Annotated in this window: 19 protein-coding genes; 1 reads left to right on the top strand and 18 read right to left on the bottom strand. The window is 70.4% G+C overall.

All coding sequences use genetic code 11. The annotated features are described in order from the left end of the window. Nucleotides 1–30 precede the first annotated feature (30 nt). The 11 genes from ACFV15_RS02850 to ggt all read right to left on the bottom strand — a co-directional run bounded on the left by ACFV15_RS02850 (nucleotide 31) and on the right by ggt (nucleotide 10,606). On the bottom strand, nucleotides 31–498 hold the full coding sequence (locus ACFV15_RS02850; protein ID WP_378348452.1) for a PH domain-containing protein: 468 nt from the start codon (nucleotides 496–498) through the stop codon (nucleotides 31–33). A gap of 5 nt (nucleotides 499–503) precedes the next feature. Continuing rightward, the gene (gene ribH / locus ACFV15_RS02845) at nucleotides 504–1,010 is read right to left on the bottom strand and encodes a 6,7-dimethyl-8-ribityllumazine synthase (RefSeq protein ID WP_378348407.1); all 507 of its coding nucleotides are present in this window, start codon (nucleotides 1,008–1,010) and stop codon (nucleotides 504–506) included. Continuing rightward, nucleotides 1,007–2,266, bottom strand: a complete 1,260-nt coding sequence (locus tag ACFV15_RS02840; protein ID WP_378348451.1) for a bifunctional 3,4-dihydroxy-2-butanone-4-phosphate synthase/GTP cyclohydrolase II — start codon at nucleotides 2,264–2,266, stop codon at nucleotides 1,007–1,009. The genes ribH and ACFV15_RS02840 overlap by 4 nt, the downstream gene beginning before the upstream one ends. A gap of 59 nt (nucleotides 2,267–2,325) precedes the next feature. Next, nucleotides 2,326–2,949: a riboflavin synthase gene (locus ACFV15_RS02835; RefSeq protein ID WP_378348406.1), complete on the bottom strand. Its 624-nt coding sequence runs from the start codon at nucleotides 2,947–2,949 to the stop codon at nucleotides 2,326–2,328. A gap of 10 nt (nucleotides 2,950–2,959) precedes the next feature. After that, the gene (ribD, locus tag ACFV15_RS02830; protein WP_378348405.1) at nucleotides 2,960–3,952 is read right to left on the bottom strand and encodes a bifunctional diaminohydroxyphosphoribosylaminopyrimidine deaminase/5-amino-6-(5-phosphoribosylamino)uracil reductase RibD; all 993 of its coding nucleotides are present in this window, start codon (nucleotides 3,950–3,952) and stop codon (nucleotides 2,960–2,962) included. Nucleotides 3,953–3,963: 11 nt separating this feature from the next. Then, complete coding sequence (gene rpe / locus ACFV15_RS02825) at nucleotides 3,964–4,635, bottom strand: ribulose-phosphate 3-epimerase (protein WP_378348404.1); 672 nt, start codon at nucleotides 4,633–4,635, stop codon at nucleotides 3,964–3,966. A gap of 357 nt (nucleotides 4,636–4,992) precedes the next feature. After that, nucleotides 4,993–5,706 (bottom strand): hypothetical protein, encoded by a 714-nt coding sequence (locus ACFV15_RS02820; RefSeq protein ID WP_378348403.1) that lies wholly within the window; start codon nucleotides 5,704–5,706, stop codon nucleotides 4,993–4,995. Nucleotides 5,707–5,821: 115 nt separating this feature from the next. After that, nucleotides 5,822–6,322, bottom strand: a complete 501-nt coding sequence (locus ACFV15_RS02815) for a flavoprotein (protein WP_378348402.1) — start codon at nucleotides 6,320–6,322, stop codon at nucleotides 5,822–5,824. Continuing rightward, nucleotides 6,319–7,740, bottom strand: coding sequence for an RsmB/NOP family class I SAM-dependent RNA methyltransferase (locus ACFV15_RS02810; RefSeq protein WP_378348401.1), 1,422 nt, complete (start codon nucleotides 7,738–7,740; stop codon nucleotides 6,319–6,321). Before ACFV15_RS02810 ends, ACFV15_RS02815 begins: the two co-directional genes overlap by 4 nt. Then, complete coding sequence (gene fmt, locus ACFV15_RS02805) at nucleotides 7,737–8,663, bottom strand: methionyl-tRNA formyltransferase (RefSeq protein WP_378348400.1); 927 nt, start codon at nucleotides 8,661–8,663, stop codon at nucleotides 7,737–7,739. The genes ACFV15_RS02810 and fmt overlap by 4 nt, the downstream gene beginning before the upstream one ends. A gap of 143 nt (nucleotides 8,664–8,806) precedes the next feature. Then, nucleotides 8,807–10,606, bottom strand: coding sequence for a gamma-glutamyltransferase (gene ggt / locus ACFV15_RS02800; protein ID WP_378348399.1), 1,800 nt, complete (start codon nucleotides 10,604–10,606; stop codon nucleotides 8,807–8,809). A gap of 95 nt (nucleotides 10,607–10,701) precedes the next feature. Here ggt and ACFV15_RS02795 point away from each other — a divergent pair, with 95 nt between their 5' ends. Further along, nucleotides 10,702–12,075 carry a hypothetical protein gene (locus ACFV15_RS02795; protein WP_378348398.1) on the top strand — a complete coding sequence of 458 codons (1,374 nt, stop codon included), beginning with the start codon at nucleotides 10,702–10,704 and terminating at the stop codon, nucleotides 12,073–12,075. On the opposite strand, the gene ACFV15_RS02790 is transcribed toward ACFV15_RS02795, so the two are convergent. The 7 genes from ACFV15_RS02790 to pyrF form a co-directional block, all read right to left on the bottom strand. Then, nucleotides 12,072–14,168, bottom strand: a complete 2,097-nt coding sequence (locus ACFV15_RS02790; RefSeq protein WP_378348397.1) for a primosomal protein N' — start codon at nucleotides 14,166–14,168, stop codon at nucleotides 12,072–12,074. The two genes, ACFV15_RS02795 and ACFV15_RS02790, sit on opposite strands and share 4 nt — an antisense overlap. A 99-nt stretch (nucleotides 14,169–14,267) precedes the next feature. Next, nucleotides 14,268–15,470, bottom strand: a complete 1,203-nt coding sequence (gene metK, locus ACFV15_RS02785; RefSeq protein WP_378348450.1) for a methionine adenosyltransferase — start codon at nucleotides 15,468–15,470, stop codon at nucleotides 14,268–14,270. A 70-nt stretch (nucleotides 15,471–15,540) separates the two neighbouring features. Next, nucleotides 15,541–16,761 carry a bifunctional phosphopantothenoylcysteine decarboxylase/phosphopantothenate--cysteine ligase CoaBC gene (gene coaBC, locus ACFV15_RS02780; RefSeq protein WP_378348396.1) on the bottom strand — a complete coding sequence of 407 codons (1,221 nt, stop codon included), beginning with the start codon at nucleotides 16,759–16,761 and terminating at the stop codon, nucleotides 15,541–15,543. Then, nucleotides 16,754–17,026, bottom strand: coding sequence for a DNA-directed RNA polymerase subunit omega (gene rpoZ, locus ACFV15_RS02775; protein ID WP_370942625.1), 273 nt, complete (start codon nucleotides 17,024–17,026; stop codon nucleotides 16,754–16,756). The genes coaBC and rpoZ overlap by 8 nt, the downstream gene beginning before the upstream one ends. A gap of 23 nt (nucleotides 17,027–17,049) precedes the next feature. Next, nucleotides 17,050–17,655 carry a guanylate kinase gene (gene gmk, locus ACFV15_RS02770; protein ID WP_378348395.1) on the bottom strand — a complete coding sequence of 202 codons (606 nt, stop codon included), beginning with the start codon at nucleotides 17,653–17,655 and terminating at the stop codon, nucleotides 17,050–17,052. Then, nucleotides 17,652–17,969, bottom strand: coding sequence for an integration host factor, actinobacterial type (mihF, locus tag ACFV15_RS02765; RefSeq protein WP_091292463.1), 318 nt, complete (start codon nucleotides 17,967–17,969; stop codon nucleotides 17,652–17,654). Before mihF ends, gmk begins: the two co-directional genes overlap by 4 nt. A 165-nt stretch (nucleotides 17,970–18,134) precedes the next feature. Continuing rightward, entirely contained in the window at nucleotides 18,135–18,965 is an 831-nt protein-coding gene (gene pyrF / locus ACFV15_RS02760; protein ID WP_378348394.1) for an orotidine-5'-phosphate decarboxylase, read from the bottom strand. Between the last annotated feature and the right edge of the window lie 6 nt (nucleotides 18,966–18,971).

The following is an 18,971-nucleotide window of genomic DNA, read 5'->3' as shown; positions in this document are numbered from 1 at the left end:
ACCGGCGCAGATCGGTCCAAAGTACGACCGCTACATCCTGCCGGTGTGGCCTTCCCACGCCGCCCTGTGCAGCTTCCGCAGCGCACGCACGGCCTCGACCGCGCGCAACCGGTCCACGGACTGCACCGCCATGACCGAGTAGTACTCGTCATCGGGCAGTTCCAGCCTGGCCCACGAAGCGCCATCGGGGAAACTGACCGAAAGCACCTCGTGCCAGTGGAAACGCTTGGTCAGCAACACATTGCGGACCTCGATGCCCTCGGCGTCGGCACGCACACGCGGCATCGCGAACAGCATCGTGCCCGCCGCCAGCAGTATCCCGATGCCGATCATCGCGGCCTGGTCGGACGCCTGGAAGATCGCGCCGGTCTTCGAGCTGCGCAGCAGCACGCCGACCGTGGTGAACGCCGCCAGCAGCAGCACCGCGAGCACGCTGCAGAGCACCAGCGCCTTGCGCGGCCGGAACACTACCTCGGTGGCGTTCTCGTCGACGGCCATCACACTCACACGAAACCCTTTTCGGTCCACGGCTGACGCAGGCCGCGCAGCACGTGCGCCGTGTCCAGCGCGGCCACGGTCGCCTCGTGGCCCTTGTTCTCCTTGGAACCCGGCAGCCCGGACCGGTCCAGCGCCTGCTCCTCGGTGTCGCAGGTGAGCACACCGTTGCCGACGGGGGTGCTCTCGTCGAGCGCGACCCTGGTCAGCCCGGCGGTCACCGCGTCGCACACGTACTCGAAGTGCGGCGTGCCACCACGGATGACCACGCCGAGCGCGACGACCGCGTCGTGGTCGCGGGCGAGCGCCTGCGCGACCACCGGCAGCTCGACGGCGCCGGCGCAGCGGACCACGGTCGGCTCCTCTTCGAGCTTCGCCTCGCGGGCCGCGGCCAGCGCGTTGTCCAGCAACGCGTCGGTGATCTTCGCGTGCCAGCGCGTGCACACGATGGCGAGCTTCAAGTTGCGGCAGTCGCTGAGGTCGAGCCCGACCTCGGGACGTCCTTCACCACTCACAGGTTTCCTCCGCCACTGCGCGTCTCGTCGAATTCGGTCGCGCCGACCTGGTCGAAGTGTTCCAGCTGCGCGAGGTCGTGGCCCATCCGGTCCCGCTTGGTGCGCAGGTACCGCAGGTTCTCCGGGTTCGGCGAGATCGGCAGCGAGACGCGGCCCGACACCCGCAGCCCGTAGCCCTCGAGGCCGACGCGCTTGGTCGGGTTGTTGGTCAGCAGCCGCATCGACCGGACGCCGAGGTCGCAGAGGATCTGCGCGCCGGTGCCGTAGTCACGCGCGTCGGCAGGCACGCCGAGCGCCAGGTTCGCGTCGACGGTGTCCGCGCCCGCGTCCTGCAGCTGGTACGCCTGCAGCTTGTGCAGCAGGCCGATGCCACGGCCCTCGTGGCCGCGGATGTAGAGCACGACGCCGCGGCCTTCGTCGGCGACGGCCTGCAGTGCCGCGTCGAGCTGCGGGCCGCAGTCACAGCGCAGCGAACCGAAGACGTCGCCGGTCAGGCACTCGGAGTGGACGCGGACGAGGATGTCCTCGCCGTTGCCGATCTCGCCGAAGACGAACGCGATGTGCTCGATCCCGTCGAGCAGGCTGTCGTAGCCGACGGCGCGGAAAGTGCCGGCCGCCAACGGGATCCGGGCCTCGGCGACCCGCTCGACCTGCTTCTCGGTGCGCCTGCGGTAGGCGATGAGGTCGGCGATGGAGATCACCTTGAGGTCGTGCTCGGCGGCGAACACCTCGAGCTCGTCGCGGCGCGCCATCTCGCCTTCGTCCTTCTGCGAGACGATCTCGCAGAGCACGCCCGCCGGGTGCAGACCGGCGAGCCTGGACAGGTCGACGGCCGCCTCGGTGTGCCCGGGACGGCGCAGCACGCCACCCTCCTTGGCACGCAACGGGACGACGTGGCCAGGACGGCGGAAGTCCTTCGGGCCCGCCTCCGGGTCGGCCAGCAGCCGGATCGTGTGCGCGCGGTCCGCGGCCGAGATGCCCGTGGTGATGCCCTCGGACGCGTCGACCGTCACGCTGTACGCGGTGCCGCGCTGGTCCTGGTTCGTGTGGTACATCGGCGGCAGGTCGAGGCGGTCGGCCTCGCTCTCCGTCAGCGAGACGCACACGTAGCCCGAGGTGTAGCGCACCATGAACGCCAGCAGCTCGGGTGTGGCCTTCTCGGCGGCGAAGATCAGGTCGCCCTCGTTCTCGCGGTCCTCGTCATCGACGACGACAACGGGCCGCCCGGCCGCGATGTCGGCGATGGCCGCGTCGATGGCGTCGGCGTCGAACTTCGCCCCGGCGCCGCACGGCGTCCATTCAGCAGTTTTCTCGCTCACGCCCGCTCCTCAGTTCCAGCCAGACCGCCATTGTCCCCCAAATAGGGCAACGTCAGCTTTTCGACATACTTCGCGACCACGTCGACCTCGAGGTTCACCAGGTCACCGGGCTGTTTGCGGCCCAAGGTGGTCAGTTCGAGCGTCGTCGGGATCAGCGCGATCGCGAACTCGCCGCCGCCGATCGCGGCGACCGTCAGCGAAACGCCGTCGACGGCGATGGAGCCCTTTTCGACCACGTACCTGGCCAGCTGGCCCGGCAGCGCGAACTTGGTCAGTCCCTGCTCGTCACGCGAGAGGAAGACGCCGGTCCCGTCCACGTGGCCCTGCATGATGTGCCCGCCGAGCCGTCCGCCCGCCGCCATCGCGCGCTCCAGGTTGACCCGGTCACCGACGGCGATCTTCGCGATGCTCGACCGCAGCAGCGTCTCGTGCACGACGTCGACGGTGAACTCACCACCGGAGACCTCGACCACGGTCAGGCAGACGCCGTTCACCGCGATCGAGTCGCCGTGGCCCGCGTCGCTGGTGACCAGCGGCCCGCGCACGGTGATCCGCGCCGCGTTCGGCAGCTGCTCGACCGCGGTGATCTCGCCGAGCTCCTCGACTATGCCGGTGAACACTCAAGCCTCCTTAGCGCACGGGTGTCGCCGACACCCGCACATCGCTTCCACTCATGGTGACCCCCTCGACGGCCCACCGGTGCATCCCGGTGATCGTCGCCACGCCCGCGTCACCCAGCGCGACCGGGCCGGAACCCAGCAGCGCCGGCGCGAGATAAGCCAGAATCCGGTCTATCCGCTTGGCGCCCGCGAACGCGCCCGCCAGGCGGGGACCGCCTTCGAGCAGCACGTCCACGGCACCACGCCCGGCCAGCAGCGCGAGCACCTCGTCCGGGTCGTGCGACCGCACGTGCACGGTCTCCGCACTGCCATCCAACACCCGCGCGCCCGCCGGAATTTCCCCAGTGCCCACGACCACCCGAAGTGGCTGGTGTGACAGGAGTGAACCGTCGGCGGCACGGGCGGTGAGCGCGGGATCGTCGGCGAGCACGGTGCCCCTGCCGACCACGATCGCGTCCAGCGTCGCCCGGATCGCGTGCACCTCGGCCCGCGACTGCGGCGACGAGATCCAGCGGCTGGTGCCATCCGCCGCGGCCACCCTGCCGTCGAGTGTCGCCGCGTACTTCCACGTCACGTGCGGACGCCCGGTGCGCGCGTAATGCAGCCACGCGCGCAACGGCCCGCGCTCCACGTCCTCGCGCAGCAGGCCCTCGTGCGTGTCGACCCCGGCGGCTTCGAGCGTCTTCGCCCCGCCAGCCGCCACGGGGTTCGGATCCGGCACCGCGTAGTACACGGTGGTCACGCCCGCGTCGAGCAGCGCCTGTGCACAAGGCGGGGTCCGGCCGTGATGAACGCATGGTTCGAGCGTGACGTACGCAGTGGCGCCACGCGCCTTCTCCCCTGCTTGCCGCAGCGCCATGACCTCGGCGTGCGGACCGCCGGGCGGCTGGGTGACGCCTTCGCCGGCGAAGTCGCCGCGCGCGTCGAGGATGACCGCGCCGACCGGCGGATTGGGGCTCGTGGTGCCGCGGGCGGTCTCGCTCAGCGCGATCGCCCGCCGCATCGGCTCGGGGTTCACCGACCCGCGGCTCGGGCGGCCTGCTCGCGCAAGGCGGCGATCGCCTTGGCGGGATCGGCGGCGCCGTAGACGGCCGAGCCCGCGACGAAACAGTCCACGCCCGCTTCGGCGGCCTGTTCGATCGTGTCCGCGTTGATGCCGCCGTCGATCTCCACGATCAGCTTCAGGTGACCGGTGTCGACCAGCCGCCGTGCCGTGCGGACCTTGTCCAGCACCTCGGCGATGAACGACTGGCCGCCGAAGCCGGGTTCGACGGACATGACCAGCAGCGTGTCGTAGTGCTTGAGCGTGTCGAGGTGGTCCTCGAGCCTGGTGCCCGGCTTGACCGACAGCCCGGCCTTGGCGCCGGCCGCACGCAGGTCCTTGGCGATCTTGACCGGGTTCTTCGCGGCCTCGACGTGCACGGTGACGTTGTACGCGCCCGCCTCGGCGTACCCGATCGCCCAGCGGTCGGGATCGTCGATCATCAGGTGGCAGTCGAGCGGGGTCTCGGTGACCTTCCGCAGCGACTCGACGACCGGCAGGCCGAGCGTCAGGTTCGGGACGAAATGCGCGTCCATCACGTCGACGTGCACCCAGTCGGCGCCTTCGGCGGCGTGGATCTCTTCGCCGAGCCTGGCGAAGTCGGCGGACAGGATGCTCGGAGCGATCAGCGGTCGATGTGCCACGACTACGCAGTGTAGGAGCCAGCCGCTAACGCTCGCTAACCGGCTGAAGTGCGGTTGGACACAGAACGAACGCCCGGAGATCTTCTCAGGGCCATGAGTTGACCACCCGCGGGCTTCCTCAGCGCAGATTCGATGGCCTCGCTGTTCGCCGGCCGCCGCACATGGCCGGCCGTGGGCGCACCCAGGTCCGCGTCGCGGGTGACGGCCCGCGGGCGGCGAACAGCGTCGGTCCAATCAGACCGACGTGTTCGGCATCCTGAAACGGGCCCTTCGCCTCCGCTGATCTCGTCAGTCCGATAGGCGCTTTCGCGTCAAATCTTAATCTGGCGAAAGCACCTTTCGGGCTTTATGAGGACTTCAGGTCCGCGGCGGCACCTCGAGCTTGACGCAGGGGCCGGGTGGCTCCGCGCCGACAAGGGCTGGCTTCCCACCCGTTCCGCACAGCTCGAAAGTGTCCAGTCCGGTGACGCTGTCCGGGACCGCGTACATACCGACGCTCGCATAGGCCTCGCCCGCGGCGAACGGCATGCCCGCCCGCCGCTCGATCCACCGCGCCTTGTGTTCCCAGTCGCTCGTGAGCGGGACCGACTCGGTGTCGAGCTGCTTACTCGGCCGGTAGCAGTACTTGTTTTCCGCGACCGGGGCGCCGACCTCGAACGGGCAGCTCTTGCTGCTTCCTCCGGGCAACGAGGGATCGACATAGCGGACGTTCAGTTCACGCAACCTGAGGCCGGCGAAGCCGCGATCCTTGGCCTCCGGAGTCGCCGCGACGTACACCACCAGGAAATGGTGCCCGGCGGGCGCCGGCACGGCGTTGAACTCCGGCAGCCACTCGGCTTTCATCGCCTTCACCTTCAGCTTGAGCCCGGTGTCGTCGGTTACCGGGTCGAAGGTCAGCACCGGGCCGGGCACCTGGTCGAAACTCTGATAGCGGGAAGCCGGCGGGGCGGCGCTTTCGCTCGGCGCGGACGATTCCCTGGTGGACCCCGGCTTGACACTGGACTTATCGCTACAGCCCGCGCAGAACAGCGCGAGCCCGATGACGGCGACGAGCACCTTGCTCGTTTTCATGACTTTGTCCTCCCCTTGCCCACACCTGTGACGGAACATAGATCGATGTCACAGTGCGGCCAGTCTAAGGTGGACACTCCGGACGCACGGGACTTTTCGTCCGATTGGGCAGCCGCTACAACGCGGGCAACAGGGTGACCGCGTCCGTCCAGGCTTCGCCGAGGCGGTGCACACGGACGCCGGCACGGACCAAGGTGTCCACATGAGACTGCCAGGCGGGGTGCAGCTCACGGGTGTCCTGGATCGAGTAGGCGACCACGATGGACACCCGCGGCGAGCCGAGCACATCGCCGACGACGGTCAACGCCTGGTTGTCCGCGATGCCCAACGCGAGTTTCGCGACCGAATTGGCCGTCGCGGGCGCGAAAAGGAACACCTCGGGATCCGGATGCGGCCGGGCCTCCCCAGGCAGCCGGGACACGCTCCGCACCGGCAGATCCGTCAAAGCCTCGAGCTCCGCGAGGCCGCCCGTGACCTCGAGCCACCGATAAGCGGTCGGGGTGAGCGTGATCGCGAGCCGCCAGCCGAGCGCGGCGGCGGGTTTCGCCAGCTCGGCGGCGAACCGGGTGTCCAGTCCGCCGCACGAGCTGCCGATCAGGCCGAGTACGCGGCTCACGGCTTGCGCAGTACCGCGCAGAACATCGCGTCCGTGCCGTGGCGGTGCGGCCACAGCTGGACGTACGGGCCGTCGCCGAGCTGCGGGACGCCGGGGAACAGCTCGCGCGCGTCGAGGATCTCCAGCTTGTTGCGCCGCGCGGTCTCGCCGACGACGCCTTCGGTCTCGGCGAGGTGCGGTGAGCAGACGACGTAGGTCAGCACGCCGCCGGAGCGGAGCAGTCCGATGGCCGCGGTGATCAGCTCGGCCTGCAGTTTGGTCAGTTCCGAGACGTCGGACGGCTGACGGCGCCACCGCGCTTCGGGACGCCTGCGCAGCGCGCCGAGGCCGCTGCACGGCGCGTCGACCAGTACCCGGTCGTAGCCGGGCTCCAGGCCGGACTCGCGGCCGTCGGCGACGTGCACCGTCACCGGCAGGCCCTTGACCGCGTGCTCGATGAGCCGCGCGCGGTGCGGTGCGACCTCGACGGCGTCGACGCGGGCGCCCTGCAACGCGGCGAGCGCGCCCATCAGCGCCGCCTTGCCGCCGGGGCCGGCGCAGAGGTCGAGCCAGCGCTCGTCGGCCCCTTCGAGCGGCGCGTTGGCCGCGGCGATCGCGCAGAGCTGGCTGCCCTCGTCCTGCACGGCGGCGAGCTTCTCGCGGATCGGCTCCGACTCGGCGAGGTCGCCGCTGCCGGTCGGCAGGTGGACGCCGTAGGGCGAGTACGGCGCGACCTCGCCGCCGGTGATGGCGGCGAGCTCGTCGGCGCTGATCTCGCCCGGCCTGGCGACCAGGTGGACCTCGGGACGGGCGTCGTCGGCTTCGAGCGCCGCCTTCAGCTCGGGTCCCTTGTCCCCCAGCGCTTCCGCGAACGACCGCGCGATCCAGCGCGGGTGCGCGGTGTGGAACGCGTAGCTGGCGATCGGGTCCTTCTCCGGGTCGGGCGCGAGCTGCTCGACCCAGGCCGCTTCGTCCTTTTCGGACACCGTGCGCAGCACCGCGTTGACGAAACCGGCGATGTGCGAACCGACGTCCTCGCGCACCAGGTCCACAGTGGACCCGACGGCCGCGTGCGTCGGGATGCGGGTGCGCAGCAGCTGGTAGGCGCCGAGCCGGAGCCCGTCGAGCACCTTGCCGTCCACTTTGGACAGCGGGCGGTCGAGGCAGGCGGCGATCACGTCGTCGAGCAGGCCCTGCGCACGCGACGCGCCATAGGCGAGTTCGGTGGCCAGCGCGGCGTCGCGGCCGGTGATCCGGCGTTCGCGCAGCAGCTCGGGCAGCACGAGGTTGGCGTACGCGTCACGCTCGCGGACGGCGTAGAGCACGTCCAGCGCGGCGCGGCGGGCCGGGTCCTCGGCTGGCGGGCGGCGCGGGCCGTCCTTGCGCGGGGCCGGTTTGCCCCTGCTCGGCCGTCCCGGCCTGCGGTCCTGATAACTCACTGGAGGCGCTCTCCTTGCTCGATCCGTGATCCACGCGCCCAGTCCGTGGCCGCCATGCGTTTTTTGCCCTGAGCCTGTACTTCGCCGAGCTGCAGCGGTTTGGTCGCGGTACCGACCAGCACCCGCTTGCGCTCGACCCGCAGCTCACCCGGCCCGATGCCGAGTTCGTCCGCGTAGCTGACCGGGCCGATCTTCAGCCGCTCGCCGCGGAACTCCGCCCACGCGCCGGGGTCGGGGGTGACCGAGCGGATGTGCCGGTCGACCGCCGCCCACGGCAGCTTGAACGAGATGTGCGCGTCCTCGACGCTCAGTTTGGGCGCGTAGCTGACGCCCTCGTCCGGCTGCGGCACCGCGCGCAGCGTGCCGTCCTCGATACCGTCCATTGTGGACTTGAGCAGCGCCGCGCCGGACACCGAAAGCCGCTCCAGCAGGTCGCCGGACGTGTCCGTCGGCATGACCTGTTCGGTCACCACGCCGAACACCGGCCCGGCGTCGAGCGCCTTCACGATCTGGAAGGTCGCGGCGCCGACGATCTCGTCACCCGCGCGCACGGCCGCCTGAACCGGGGCCGCGCCACGCCAAGCGGGCAGCAGCGAGAAGTGCAGATTGACCCAGCCGTGCGCGGGAATGTCCAAGGCGCGCTGCGGTAGGAGCGCGCCGTACGCGACGACCGGGCAGGCGTCCGGGGCGATCTCGGCCAGGCGGGCGAGGAAGGCGGGGTCACCGGCTTTTTCCGGGGTGAGGACCTCGATGCCGTGCTCGTCGGCCAGCGTGCCGATCGGCGAACGGCTCACCGAACGGCCACGGCCGGACCGGGCGTCCGGCCGGGTGACGACGGCGACGACCTCATGGCGCGGCGACTCGATGAGCGCGCGCAGGGAAGGGACGGCGGGTTCGGGCGTCCCGGCGAACACAAGGCGCACTACCCACGCACCCCCGCCGCGACTACCACTGAATCGGTGAACATCCAGGCCAGTCTAGGGCCGCCCCGACGTCGCGGTCCGCTAGGCCACCTCGTGAGTGTTGCCGACGGTTCTAACCGTCGGCAACACTCACGACCTTTGCCTCAGCGGGCGGGGAGGACCACCCTGGCCGCGCCCGCGCCCCGGCGCACCGGTTCGGCGGCGGCCAGCCATTTGCCGTGGCCGAGGTATTCGACGCCGGTGGCGGCGCCGATCTCGGCAGGCGCGGCCGAGAAGCCCTGGCCGCGGGCGACGAGCGCCGCGACCTCGACCGTCTGGTCCAGGAACGCCTGCTCGACCTGGGCGGCCGCCGAGTTCCGCTGCGACGCGCGTGGCGCGGCGATGGCGTCCTTCAGCGACAGGCCGCGGTCGATCCGGCCGAGCAGCACCTCCAGCGCGGTCGTGATGATCGACGCGCCGCCGGGCGAACCGGTCGCGAAGAACGGCTTGCCGTGGTCGAGCACGATGGTCGGTGCCATCGACGAGCGCGGCCGCTTGCCGGGGCCAGGCAGGTTCGGGTCGGGCACGCCGGGCGTCACCGGGGTGAACGAGAAGTCGGTGAGCTCGTTGTTGAGCAGGAAGCCACGGCCGGGCACCACGATGCCGCTGCCGCCCTCCTGCTCGATGGTCAGCGTGTAGGCGACGACGTTGCCCCACCGGTCGGCCACGGTCAGGTGCGTGGTGTTCTCACCCTCGTACGGCGTCGGCGCGCCGGTCGTGCCCGCTTTGCAGGGGGTCGGGTTGCGCGGGTCCGCGGGCGCGACCGGGCTGGTGTTCGCCTTCGCCGGATTGATCAGGCAGGCCCTGGTGTCGGCGAACGACTGGCTCAGCAGTTCCTTCGACGGGACGTCGTTGAACGCCGGGTCGCCGATCCACCGGTTGCGGTCGGCGAACGCGAGCCGCGTCGACTCGAGGAAGTAGTGGTAGTAGTCGGTCTTGGAGGCGTTCTTGAGGTCGAAGTTCTCCAGGATGTTCAGCGATTCGGCGACCGTGAGACCGCCGGACGACGGCGCGGGCATGCCATAGACGTCGAGACCGCGGTAGCGCGTGTGCGTCGGCTCGCGCTCGATCGTCCGGTAGTTGGCCAAATCGGCGGCGGTGACCTTGCCGGGACGGACCTTGAGCGTCGACGCCGGGTCGACCGGCGGCTGCTGGATCGTCTTGACGATGTCCGCGCCGATCTGGCCCCGGTACAGCGCGTCGGTGCCACGGGCGCCGACGGTCGCGTAGGTGTCGGCGAGGTCGGGGTTGCGGAAGGTCGTGCCCTCGACCGGCGGCTGCCCGCCGGGCAGGTACAGCGACTTCGTCGACGGGAAAGCGGCGAACCGGGCCGCGTTGTTGGCGACCTGGTCGTGGAAGGTCTTGTCGACGGTGAAGCCGCGGCGCGCGAGGTCGGTGGCCGGGCGCAGCATCTTCGACAGCGAGCGGGTGCCCCACTTGCGCAGCGCGTCCTGCCAGGTACCCGGCGTTCCCGGAACTCCGACGGACAAACCGCTGGTCACGGCGTCGGCGAACGGGATCGGCGTCCCGTTTTCGACGAAGAGGTTCGCGTCGGCCGTCGACGGCGCGGTCTCGCGGCCGTCGAGGGTGTGCACCTTGCCGGCGCGCGCGTCGTAGAACACGAGGAACCCGCCGCCGCCGATTCCGGCGGAGAACGGGTCGGTGACACCCAGCGCGGCGGCCGTGGCCACCGCGGCGTCGACGGCGTTGCCGCCTTCGCGCAGCACCCGGGTGCCGATCGCGCTGGCGTCGGCGTCGATGCTGGACACGGCGCCGAAGTAGCCGATGGCCTCCGGCGACTTGGGCGGGGTTGGCGGCGCGGCCGACGCGGGCATGGCGAAGGCGGCGGACAGGACGAGCACGGCGGCGGCAGAACCCACTAGCCGGAAGCTGTTCGCAGGCATGCGGGGCAGTCTGCCCCTGTAGACGAGCCCCTTCAAGCGGCTAAGCAGACGAGTGGCCCTAACAAGGCTGCCGGCTTTTCCGCCAAACTCTCGCCGTGATCACGCCACGCAGAGCTTTGAAAGCACTGGTTCCCCTGCTCATCGCGGTGCCGCTGCTCGCGGTGCCCGGGGTCGCGCAGGCCAAGTCCTGCTCAGACCCGGCGGCCGGGCTGACCGTCGAAGAACTCCGCCTGACCGCGTCACTTCCGGCCGGTGGACCGGCCGTCGGACCCGAACTCGTCCGCCAGGCGGGTTTCGACCGGCTCGTCGCGGACTTCGGCCGTCGTCTTTGTGCCACTCATTCGCGCTGGAACGCGCGGCACCTCGCCGAAACCGCCGGAAACGACCTGTGGCGTACCGCGGTGGACCGCGCGCAGGGCCGCCGCCCCGAACTGGGCACCCTCGACCGCTATGACGACCGGCCGCTGTACTGGGCCCGCCTGCAGATGAGCAAGGCGCTGCGCCAGTGGACGCCGTCGTTCAAGCTCGACGCGGCCGCCCGCGCGGACATCATGACCAGGTTCGACCTGGGCGCGCGCGGGCTCGACGACGTCAAGTTCCCGATCGGCGGGAAGGTCAAGCGGGTGCTGATGAGCGGGTTCGACCCGTTCACCCTCGACGGCGCCGGCATCCGGATCGGCAACCCGTCCGGCGCCTCGGCACTGCAGCTCGACGGCAAGCTGCTGCAGACCGCCGACGGGCCCGCGATCGTGCAGACCGTGTCGTTCCCGGTCGTCTGGGGCTATTTCGACACCGGGATCGTCGAAAAGGCGTTCGGCACGGCGCTCGCCGACACCCGTCGCCGCCCCGACCTGATCATGACCGTGAGCCAGGGCCGCCCCGGCCGGTTCGACGTCGAACGCTGGGCGGGCGCCTGGCGTGGCGGTTTCCCCGACAACAACAACGTGAGCGTCGTCGGCCAGGTCCCGCCGGCGCCCGGCTGGCCGCAACCGGCCGACCAGTTCATCGAGACGACGTTGCCGTACCAGCAGATGGTCGGCACCACGGGCGCCTATCCGGTGCAGTTCAACCAGTCGTTCTGTGTGTGGCCGGACAGCACGAAACCGGGCACGGGCACGGCCGTCTGCCGCACCGACGCGCCCAAACCGGGTGAGATCGCGGCTTCGGGCGGTGGCGGCAACTATCTGTCCAACGAGTCCATGTACCGGTCCAACCGCGTCCGCGTCGGCCTGGGCATCGACCTGCCGGGCGGGCACCTGCACACCCCGGTGCTCGGCACGGCGACCGCCCCTGGCGACATCACCGACGACGCGTTCGTCGCCCGCCGCAAGGCGATCGCCGACCAGGTCGTCGCTCTGGTGACCACGGCCGCCGGCGCGACCGGCTCGACGGCGGCCACGAACACCCTGCCCCAGCTGACCGACGCGACCACGTCCGTCCGCGACGTGCTCGGCACCGTGCTGAACTAGATCAAGGCGAGCGGGTCCAGCTGGATACGGATCGGCTCGGGTTCCTTGCGAGCGTCCCGGCGGGCGCTGGCGGCGTGGATCGACGCCGCCAGCGCCTTGCCGTGGACGCGCGCGACGCGCACCAGCGCGCGCTCGCGTTCCGAACGGCCGTCGTCGTCGATCTCGCCGAGCGGCACCGGGCCCAGTATTTCGCCGGATTCCGGCAACGCCAGGTCGTCGAGCACGGCCGCGACCGCGTCCGGGGTGCCCTCGATGCTCGCCATCCGCATCGCGGGCGGGAACCCGAGTTCCCTGCGTTCGGCCAATTCCAGGCCGGCGTGCCAAGCCGGATCCCAGCGCACCAGCGCCTGCACGACCGTCAGCCCGGCTTCGGCGCCGACGATCACGCGCCCGCCCGAGGACGCGGGCCGCACCATCGACGCGGCCGTCATCCAGCGGCGCAACGTCTCCTCACCGGCGCGCAGGTCCTGCCGCCCCAGCAAGGCCCACGCGTCAAGCAAAAGCGCCGCGCCGTACCCGCCTTCGGCCCACGGTTCGGCACCCGGCGTGCACACGACGAGCGCGGGCTTACCCGGCACCGACTCCAGCACTTCCTGCGCCCCCGACGTCCGCACCGGCACGCCCGGAAACGCCCGGCCCAGCTCTTCCGCGGTCCGCTTCGAGCCGACGACGACCGCCCGCAGCCGCGCGGAACCACAAGCGGGACAACGGAACCCGGTCTCCGGGACGCCACACCACTTGCACGCGGGCGGCTTCGGCACACCGCCCTCCGACCCGCCCGGCAGCGACAGCGGACCGGCGCAGCGGCGGCAATGCGCGGGCGTCCGGCATTGCCCGCACGCGAGCCCCGGCACATAGCCACGCCTCGGCACCTGGACCAGAACCGGCGCTCCCGCGGCCAAAGACTGCCGAGCCGCCTCGAAAGCGACCGACGGCAACCGCGCGGCCTTCGCGGCTTCGTCGCGCGCGACGTCGAAATCCTCACCGACCGGGGTCACCCTCGGGGCGGCCGCGCGCAGCTCCGGCCGATCACCGGCGACGGCCTGCGCCCAGCCCGACTCGACCAGGAACTGCGCCTCCGCCGTCCGCGCGAACCCGGCGACCATCAGCGAAGCCTTGGCCGTGTGCGCGCGGTCCATCAGCACGTCACGGACATGCGGATACGGCGCGTGCGGCTCGGAGTGGATGTCGTCGCCGTCGTCCCAGACGACGAACAACCCCGGATCGGCGACCGGCGCGAACATCGCGGCCCGCGTGCCGACCACGACCTTGACCTGCCCGCGCAGCACCGAAAGCCAGCGCCGGTACCGGGCGGCCGGCCCGAGCCCGGCGATCAGCGCGACGACCCTTTCGTCGCCCAGCAGACCGACACACGCCTCATGCACGCGCTTGAGATCGCGATGGTCCGGCACGACCAGCACCGCGCCCCTGCCCGAGGCGGCCGCGACCGCGGCGGCCTCGGCGAGCCGCGCGGGCCAGTCCTCCCCCGGCAACGCCTGCCAGACGGCGTTCGCGGGCTTCGACTCGGCCAAGGCCTCAAGGAACGCGGGCCCACGCTGATACCGCGACCATGCGGACACATCCGGCGCGGGCGGAACCGGCGCGGGCTCCCCCGGCGGCTCGGATTCGACTTTTCCGTGCCGGGGCGGGAGCGCGAGCCGCAGCACGTCGACCAGCGTGCCGCCGTACCGGTCGGCGACGGATCGGGTGAGCGCGTACAAGGCGGGCGTCAGCACCGGCTCGCTCGACGTCACCCGCTCGATGAACGCGAGTCTCTTCTCGTGAGCCGTCGTGTCGGCGCGCTCGGCGATGTAGCCGTCGACGAGCTGCCCGGCGAACCTCACCCGTACGCGGCAGCCGACGACCGCGGTCTCGTGGAACTTCTCGGGGATGTGGTAGTCGAAGGTCCGGTCGAGATGGGTCAGCGGGATGTCGACGACGATCCGCGCCACCGGGTTCTCCGGGGCGGGTTTGAGCTGGCCACGGCGTTCCGCGGCCGCGGCCTTGGCCGCCTTCGCCTTGTCGACCGGCTTCGTCCGGGCGCGCGAGGGTACGGGGAGGTCCCACAGCGGCGGCGTCTCCGGACTGGTCACCCCCTGATCTTTACCAGCACGCCCCGACAGTCCCGGAGCCAGCCTGACCCAAAAAGCCCCGCCCGGAGGTTCCGGGCGGGGCTTTCGGGCAAGCGGAGGTCAGGCGCCCGCGGCGGCCTTCAGTGCCTCGGCGCGCGCGGTGCTCTCCCACGGGAGGTGCAGCTCCGGGCGGCCGAAGTGACCGTACGCGGCGGTCGGGGCGTAGATCGGGCGCAACAGGTCGAGGTCGCGGATGATCGCGGCCGGACGGAGATCGAACACCTCCGAGATCGCCTGCTGGATCTTCGTCGGGTCGACGGTCTCGGTACCGAAGGTCTCGACGAACAGGCCGACCGGCGAAGCCTTGCCGATCGCGTACGCGACCTGCACCTCGACGCGCGAGGCGAGCCCCGCGGCGACGACGTTCTTCGCGACCCAGCGCATCGCGTACGCGGCGGAGCGGTCGACCTTGGACGGGTCCTTGCCCGAGAACGCGCCACCACCGTGGCGGGCCATGCCGCCGTAGGTGTCGACGATGATCTTGCGTCCGGTCAGCCCGGCGTCACCCATCGGCCCGCCGATGACGAAGCGGCCGGTCGGGTTCACCAGCAGCCGCACGTTCGAGGTGTCGATGTCCAGCCCGTCGATCTCCGGCTGCACGACGTGCTCGCGGACGTCGACGCCGAGCATCGACTCGAGGTCGATCCCGTCGGCGTGCTGCGTCGAAACGACCACGGTGTCGAGGCGGACCGGCTGGTCACCGGCGTATTCGATGGTCACCTGGGTCTTGCCGTCCGGGCGCAGGTACGGCAGCACGCCGTCCTTGCGCACGCGGGTCAGCCGCTGCGACAGGCGGTGCGCCAGCGCGATCGGCAGCGGCATCAGCTCAGGCGTGTCGGAGCAGGCGTAGCCGAACATCAGGCCCTGGTCGCCCGCGCCCTGGCGGTTGATCTCGTCTTCGTCGGATTCGACCCGCGACTCGTACGCGGTGTCGACGCCCTGCGCGATGTCCGGCGACTGCGAGCCGATCGCGACGTTGACCCCGCAGGAGTTCCCGTCGAAGCCCTTGGCCGACGAGTCGTAGCCGATCTTGAGGATGACATCGCGCACGATCGTGGGGATGTCGGCGTAGGCCTCCGTCGTCACCTCACCGGCGACGTGGACCTGGCCCGTGGTGATCAGCGTTTCCACCGCGACGCGGCTGCGCGGGTCCTTCGCGAGCAGTCCGTCGAGGATCGAGTCGCTGATCGCGTCACAGATCTTGTCGGGGTGGCCCTCGGTCACCGACTCCGAGGTGAACAACCTGCTGTTGGACGCGGTCACGGCGTTCGTCACATCCCTCTTCGTCGTCTTCTTAACCCCATCAGGGTACTTACCGCGGCTAAAGCCACACTCAACGCTTGAGCAAGCCCACAACGGCGTCCCACACTGCGACACCCAGTTGCGATTTCGACCCGAATGGGATAGGTCGTTCCGTTCCGTCCGAGGCGAGCAGCCAGCCGGCGTTGTCCTCGACCTCGAACGCCTTGCCGTCGCCGACGGCGTTGACGACCAGCAGGTCACAGCCCTTGCGGCGGAGTTTCGCCCGCGCGTGGTCGAGCACGGAGCCGTGCTCGTCGCCGGTTTCGGCGGCGAATCCGACCACGATCCGGCCCGGCGCCCTGTCCGTCACCAGCTCGGCGAGGATGTCGGCGTTGCGGTCCAGCGTGATGACCGGATCCGGCTGGTCATCGGACTTCTTGATCTTGGCACCGGAGACGCTGGCAGGCCGGAAATCGGCCACCGCGGCGGCCATCACGACGATTTCGGCGGGCTTGGCGGCCTCGTGCATGGCGACGCGCAGCTCTTCGGCCGTCGAAACCTTGACGACGGTGACGCCGGCGGGCTCGGGCAGTTCGACCGTGTGCGCGGCGACGAGGGTGACCTCGGCGCCACGCTGGGCGGCCACGCGGGCCAGCGCGTAACCCTGCTTGCCGGAAGACCGGTTGCCCAGATAGCGGACCGGGTCGAGCGGCTCACGCGTGCCACCGGCCGAAATCGCCACCCGGACGCCTTCGAGGTCGCGGGGCAGCGCGTGCGGCTCGGCCAGCAGCAGCTTGGCCAGGTCGATGATCTCCTGGGGATCCGCCAGCCTGCCCTTGCCCGTGTCCTTGCCGGTCAGGCGACCGGCGGCGGGCTCGGTGACGACGGCGCCACGCTTCCGCAGCAGCGCGACGTTGTCCTGGGTGGCGGGGTGTTCCCACATCTCGGTGTGCATCGCCGGGAAGAAGGCGACCGGGCACCGCGCGGTGAGCAGGGTGTTGGTCAGCAGGTCGTCGGCGATGCCGTGTGCCGCCTTCGCCAGCAGATTGGCCGTGGCGGGCACGATGAGCACGAGGTCGGCTTCCTTGCCGACCCGCACGTGCTGCACTTCGGGCACCTCGGTGAACACGCCGGTGTGCACCGGGTGCCCGGAGAGCGCTTCGAAGGTCGCCGCGCCGACGAAGTTCAGCGCGGCTTCGGTGGGGACCACGCGGACGTCATGACCGGATTCGGTCAGCCCGCGCAGCACCTCACACGCTTTGTAGGCGGCGATACCGCCACCTACACCGAGTACGACTCGGGGCTTACTCACCCTCGGTGTGCTCGAGCAGTCCGGCGTGGATCTCGCGCAGCGCGATCGACAGCGGCTTCTCGCGCGGGCCCGGCTCGACCAGCGGACCGACGTACTCCAGCAGGCCTTCGCCGAGCTGGGCGTAGTAGTCGTTGATCTGACGGGCGCGCTTGGCGGCGTAGATCGCCAGCGCGTACTTGGAGCTGACCTTCTCGAGCAGGTCGTCGATCGGCGGGTTGGTGATGCCTTCAAGTTCCTCGCCGTAGGCACCCAGCGTCGTGGTCACTCGCGCAGCTCCTGAAATCTGTGTCAAGAATCTTTACCGACAATCAAGTCTAGCAACTGCTCGGCGGCGGCCCTCACCTCGGCGTTCACGACACGCTCGTCGAACTCGCCCGCGGCGGCCAGTTCCCGCTCCGCCTCGGCCAGTCGCGCCTGCACGGCGGCCTCCGCTTCGGTGCCGCGGCCGGTCAGCCTGCCGACCAGTTCTTCCCAGGACGGCGGCATCAGCATCACCAGCCTGGCCTGGGGCATAGCGGCCCTGACCTGCCTGGCGCCCTGGAGTTCGATCTCCAGCACGGCCGGGCGGCCCTCGGCCAACGCCCGTTCCACCGCGGCACGCGGGGTGCCGTAGCAGTTGCCGGTGAACTCGGCGTGTTCGAGCAGTTCACCCTTCGCCACCATCGCGTCGAAGGCGGCTCTGTCGATGAAGTGGTAGTGCTCGCCGTCCACTTCACCCGGCCTCGGCTTCCTGGTGGTCACCGAGACGCTGTAGAAGATGTCCGGCCGCAGCCGCCGCAGTTCACCGACGACGCTCGACTTCCCGACACCCGACGGCCCTGATACGACCGTGAGCCGGTGCCGGGGAACTTCCCCCGTCACCGGCTCACCGCTGCCGTTTGCCCGGCTGTTCACTCGCCGCTGAACTCGGCCAGCAGCGCCTTGCGCTGCCGGTCGCCGAGGCCGCGGAGACGACGGCTGGGTGCGATCTCCAGGCGTTCCATGGTCTGCTGTGCGCGGACCTTGCCGACACCGGGAAGAGCCTCGAGCAGAGCGGAGACCTTCATCTTGCCGAGAACCTCGTTCTCGGCAGCGTCTTCCAGCACCTTGACCAGAGTGGTGCCGCCTCGCTTCAGGCGCTCCTTCAGCTCCGCACGGATCTTCCGAGCGGCAGCGGCCTTCTCCAGTGCCGCAGCACGCTGTTCCTCTGTCAGCTGGGGAAGTGCCACGTTTTCCTCCGGTAGTTCTCAAATCTGGGTGGGTGACGCGACGGTACCCACCCGCGACCTTCCGCCACAATGTGGGGGTGGCTGGTAACAGCCGATTCGCGGACCTGCTATTGGCTGTTTTCCAGGGGTTGTTCACCCCGAGCCAAGAACGGGGTCAGCCGCCGTTCACCCCGGTGGCCGCAGGGAGTCACGGGTGCGGCGCACCGCGTCGCGCAGTCCGGCCGGGTCGGGACCGTGCTTGAGGATGTCCCGTGACGAGGCCGCGAGCACGCCTTTCAGGTCGTCCCCGAAGAGCTTGCGGAGGTCGTCGGCGGTCGCGCCCTGCGCGCCGAAACCGGGCGCGAGGATCGGGCCGTTCAACGCCCCCAGATCGAGTTCTCCGGCCCCGATGGTCGCGCCGACGACAACACCCACATCCCCGTACGGCGACGCGCCCTCGTTGCACTCAGCGGCCGCGTCGACGATTCCCTGAGCGACGGTCTTTCCGTTGGGCAGCAACGCGTTCTGCAACGCGTGAGCCTCCGGATTGGACGTTCGCGCGAGCACGAACACGCCGCGCCCATTCGCCCGCGCGGTGTCGATCGCCGGCTTCAGCGAGCCGAATCCGAGGTACGGCGAGACGGTGATCGCGTCGGCCGTGAGCGCTGTCCGGCCGGCCACGTAAGCGGTCGTGTAGGCACCCATGGTCGACCCGATGTCGCCCCGTTTGACGTCCAGCAGCACGAGCGCGCCCGCCGCCTGAGCGGTCTCGATCACCCGCTCCAGCACGGCGATCCCCTGGGCACCGAATGCCTCGAAAAACGCCGACTGGGGCTTGATGATCGCGGCCTCCGCGGCCAGTATTTCGGTCGCTCCCAGTGCGAAACGCTCTAGGCCGGATGGATCAACCGGGAGTCCCCACGCCTCGATCAGCCCCGGATGCGGGTCGATCCCGGCGCACAACGGCCCCCGCGCGGCCACCGCGTCGGCCAGCCGTTTCCCGAACTTTTCACTCACTTGGCC

This window comes from Amycolatopsis sp. NPDC059657 (genome assembly GCF_042734395.1).
GTDB lineage: Bacteria > Actinomycetota > Actinomycetes > Mycobacteriales > Pseudonocardiaceae > Amycolatopsis.
This window is presented reverse-complemented; position numbering and strand designations above follow the sequence as displayed.

Bases quoted from the DNA above. Each gene is read 5' to 3' on its own strand.
- ACFV15_RS02820 (WP_378348403.1), bottom strand. From the start codon at position 5,706: ATGAAAACGAGCAAGGTGCTCGTCGCCGTCATCGGGCTCGCGCTGTTC.
- ggt (WP_378348399.1), bottom strand. From the start codon at position 10,606: ATGCCTGCGAACAGCTTCCGGCTAGTGGGTTCTGCCGCCGCCGTGCTC.
- ribD (WP_378348405.1), bottom strand. From the start codon at position 3,952: ATGCGGCGGGCGATCGCGCTGAGCGAGACCGCCCGCGGCACCACGAGC.
- ACFV15_RS02850 (WP_378348452.1), bottom strand. From the start codon at position 498: ATGGCCGTCGACGAGAACGCCACCGAGGTAGTGTTCCGGCCGCGCAAG.